Annotated in this window: 2 protein-coding genes; both read right to left on the reverse strand. The window is 49.1% G+C overall.

Annotation, left to right across the window (positions count from 1 at the left end; all coding sequences use genetic code 11):
• Window positions 1–1,161, reverse strand: a 1,161-nt coding sequence (locus tag APA10_RS11475; protein ID WP_196218995.1) for an efflux RND transporter permease subunit, incomplete at its 3' end; no start/stop codon positions are given.
• A 5-nt stretch (window positions 1,162–1,166) separates the two neighbouring features.
• Window positions 1,167–2,357, reverse strand: coding sequence for an efflux RND transporter periplasmic adaptor subunit (locus APA10_RS11480; protein WP_003629155.1), 1,191 nt, complete (start codon window positions 2,355–2,357; stop codon window positions 1,167–1,169).
• Window positions 2,358–2,904: the final 547 nt, after the last annotated feature.

A 2,904-nucleotide genomic window follows, 5' to 3' on the forward strand; every position in this document is an offset into this window, starting at 1 on the left:
ATAACGCGGTATCGCCCACGCTACATCATCCCAATGACGTCTCACAACCTGACAAATAAGCGTGGCGCGGAAGTTCTGCAAAAACACCAGCATGACCAAAAAGACCAAGCCAATGGCTTCCAGCAGTGTTTCAACCACTTCGCCAATAGAAAGCGTAATAAAGGGTTCAGTATCCAGCGGGTAAACAGTTTTCAAACCCGGTGGAAAAAACTGTTCCAGTTCATGCAACTGGGCACGCACTGCGGCTTCGGTTGCAATCTGGTTTGCCCCCGGTGCCAGCTTAAGCGCCATGCCGGAAGCTGGCATATTATTATAGTAGGAATTGGTATTGTACGTCTGCGGGCCAAGCTCAACCTTGGCAATGTCCCGAATACGTACCTGAGAACCATCAGGCTGCACTTTCAGCAAAATTCTTTGAAATTCTTCCGGAGAAGTCAGACGCTGCGGGCCAATAATGGTGGCATCCAGCCGAATACCTTTGGTTGCAGGCAAACCACCCAGTTCACCCGATGAAAGCTGGATATTCTGGGTTTGAATAGCTGTTTCAACATCTCTTACAGTCAGGCCGTAATTGAACAGCTTGGCCGGGTCCATCCAGATACGCATGGAGTATTCAGAACCAAACAGCGTATGGTCACCTACGCCAGAAACACGGCTCAGCGGATCTGAAATGTTAGATGCCACATAATCAGCAATATCGCCGCCATTCATGCTGCCATCGGTGGAGATAAAGGCCACCACCAGCATGAAGTTCTTAACGGCCTTGGTAATGCTCAAACCCTGAGCAGTAACTTCTGTTGGCAGTTTGGGCTGCGCAAGCTGGAGCTTGTTTTGCACCTGCACCTGCGCAATGTCGGGGTCTGTTCCCTGCGCAAAGGTCAGATCAATTTCCATCTGACCAGATGCGTAGGACTGGGCCGAAATATATTCCAGATGGTCCAGCCCGAACATCTGCTGCAAGATCGGACGTACAACAGTATCATTCACTGTATCAGCCGAAGCACCCGGATACGTGACACTGATGGCAATTTGCGGCGGCGCAATACTGGGGTACTGGGAAATAGGCAGCCGGAAAATGGACAGCCCCCCAACCAGCATAATAATAAGACTGATCACCCACGCAAAAATTGGCCGATCAATAAAGAAGCGTGAAAGGCTCATGCTGGTTACTGGCTCTTTTGAGAGTTCTGATCTACGGGGCTGGCTGCATTGGCTGCTGGTTGTGAGGCCTCTTCATGCGGATCAACCTTGGCGCCGGGCGTTACTTTTTGCAGCCCTTCCACAACAATGCGTTCGCCTTCCTTCAACCCGGATGTCACAATCCAACTGGCACCAACGGTTTGCCCGGTGGTGATCTGGCGTAGATCAACCGTGTTATCGGGCTTCACCACCCACACCTGCGGGTCACCGTGTGTATTACGTGTTACGGCATCCTGCGGCACAACAAGCGCTGTGGGGTCCACACCCTCATCCAACTGGGCATGTACATACATACCAGGCAGCAACAGCTTATCCGGGTTAGGCATGATGGCACGTACAATAACAGTGGCTGTAGCGGTATCCACATTCACTTCAGAAAGCGCCATCTGGCCTGTATGTTCATATACAGAGCCATCTTCCAGCGTAACTGTTACCGGAACCTTGCCATCTTCCTGCCGTTGAATCCGTCCTTCTGCCAGTTCACGCTTAAGGCGTAGCAGCGTGATGGCAGGCAGATTGACGTCAACATATATAGGGTCCAGCCGCGTGATAATGGCCGTATTGTCTGTCTGGTTTGCTGTTACCAACGCACCAACGGTTATCAGCGTACGGCTGATCCGGCCGGAAATGGGCGCATACATTTTTGTATAGCCCAGATTCACCTGCGCGCTTTCTACCTGCCCCTGTGCGTTCAGGATACGCCCTTGGGCTTCCTTTTCCGCAGCCACGGCATCATCGTAATCCTGCTGGCTAATGGCATGAGACTGTACAAGCCCACGATAACGGTTCAGCTTGGCACGTGCTGTAACCTCGGCAGCCTGAGCTTCTGCCAGTTGCCCACGTGCTGTGTCATACACGGCTTTGTAACGTGAAGGATCAATCTGGTACAGCTGCTGGCCAACAACAACATCCGCGCCTTCGCGGAACAGCCGTTTTTCAATAACACCTGTTACCTGTGGGCGAACCTGTGCAATTTCAAAAGCATCCGTACGACCGGGAAGAGTGGTATGCACCGCAACAGACTGCTTTTTCATAACCTGAACCTGCACACTTTGCGGCGGCATTTCAGGGGTAGATGCCTTCTGATCACATCCCGACAGCCCTATGAGCATACCCACAACAGCAGCATGGGTTAAACTACTGACTTCCCGCTTCATTAGGGAATCCTTTTAAGAAATTTTGAAATAATCGTTGCTCCAACATTTGCAGATACTGCTTTAAAATAACATCTTACTCACTCTGTACCTGCAAAAAACCACATGTTTTACCTGAACAATGCAAACCATTCAGAATACAATTCAAAGCCGCACAAACAAGATCATTTTAGTCCTGTTTCTTGCATAAACCTGCGCCTTGTCAAACACTATATTCATATCTGGCTTGCCTGAAACGCAACAATCCTACCGGGCCCTAGGAACTTCCCGCATAGCAGTCTGCATCTTGTCATGTCATGATCCCTTTTGCGTGATTATATGCCTTTGCATGACAGCACATGCAAGGCTTGAGATGCATTTACATTCTCATTTACACAGGAACAAAGTGGTTAAAAATAAAATGTGTTATAACGCCTGAATATATCCAAACGTTATAACACAGCAGTATATGACCAATAAAATCTAATCTAGAAACGCTTTAACTGTATAATCTCTAAGTGTCTGACCGAAAATGAGTTGAGTGATTTCAGTGGATTATGATTCATGGGTT

This window comes from Acetobacter pasteurianus subsp. pasteurianus LMG 1262 = NBRC 106471 (genome assembly GCF_000285275.1).
Classification (GTDB): Bacteria; Pseudomonadota; Alphaproteobacteria; order Acetobacterales; family Acetobacteraceae; genus Acetobacter; species Acetobacter pasteurianus.